This window comes from Micromonospora marincola (genome assembly GCF_056150385.1).
Genome location: NZ_JAXCFT010000047.1, coordinates 1 through 1365 on the forward strand (window position 1 = coordinate 1; position 1365 = coordinate 1365).

General features: G+C 67.8%; 1 protein-coding gene. It reads left to right on the forward strand.

From position 1 onward, the window contains the following. Positions 1–80: 80 nt before the first annotated feature. The coding region (locus tag SM450_RS30980) for an IS4 family transposase (RefSeq protein ID WP_474623319.1) at positions 81–1365 on the forward strand (1285 nt) is incomplete at its 3' end.

A 1365-nucleotide genomic window follows, 5' to 3' on the forward strand; every position in this document is an offset into this window, starting at 1 on the left:
CGGTAGGAGAGGTACGTCCGCCAAGACATGCCTTACCGCCGGGAGTCCCGCTGTTGGTTCAGTCTGTCATTACGCGTGTGGTGCGGGTCGCGGCAGGCCCGTTCGCGCCGGGTCATCTGGGTGAGTTGACTCAGCAGGTGCCGTTCGAGATGGTCGATGCGGTCCTCGATCAGACCCGTTGTGTGCAGCGGCGGGTGCGGGATCTGCCGTCGCGGGTGGTGGTGTATCTGCTGCTCGCGGGCTGTTTGTTCGCCGAACTCGGATATCGACAGGTGTGGCAACGCCTGATCAGTGGCCTGGAAGGGTTGCCGGTCGCGGATCCGAGCGAGGCCGCGTTGACCAAGGCCCGCCGCCGGGTCGGCCCGCAACCGTTACGGGCGTTGTTCGACCTGCTGCGCGGCCCGGCAGCCAGCATGGCCGGGCCAGTGCGCTGGCGCGGTCTGCTGGTCTGCGCGATCGACGGCACCACTATGTTCACGGCCGACAGCACGGCGATCCTGGCCCGATACTCCAAACAGCGCGGGGGCCGCACCGGCGGGTCGAGCTATCCGATGCTGCGGCTGGTCACGGTGATGTCCTGCGGCACCCGATCGGTGATGGACGCGGTGTTCGGGCCGATCACCCGCGGCGAGACCACCTATGCCAGGGATCTTCTCGCCCGGCTACCCGCCGGGGTGCTGCTGCTGGCCGACCGCAACTTCGCCGCCGGTCACCTGCTCAGCCTCGTGACCGGCCGCGGATCACATCTGCTGGTCCGCGCCAGGACCGGCCACGGCGGTCCGAAGCTGCCGGTGCTGCACCGTCTCCCCGACGGCTCCCACCGGTCGATGTTCGGCGGCCAGAGCGTCCGGGTCATCGACGCCGAGATCAGCATCAAGACGAAGGCCGGCACGGTCACGGGCGCCTACCGGCTGATCACCACCTTGCTCGACCCGGATACCCACCCCGCCACGACGATCTTGCGGCTCTATCACGAGCGGTGGGAAATCGAGACGGCCTACCTGGAGATCAAATCGAGCATCCTCGGTGGCCGGGTACTGCGAGCACGGACCCCGGCCGGCGTCGACCAGGAGATCCACGCGCTGCTGATCGTCTACCAGATCCTGCGCACCGCCATGACCGAGGCCACCAACAGCGACATGGGCATAGACCCGGACCGGGCCAGCTTCACCATCGCCCTCAACGCCGCCCGCGACCAGGTCATCCACGCCGCAGGCGTCATCGCCGGCACCGTCATCGACCTGGTCGGCAAGATCGGCCGTCTCATCCTCGACGACCTACTGCCCGAACGGCGACTCCGCGTCAACGCCCGCACCGTCAAACGAGCGATCTCCAAATACAACGCCCGCGGCCCGAACATCGACC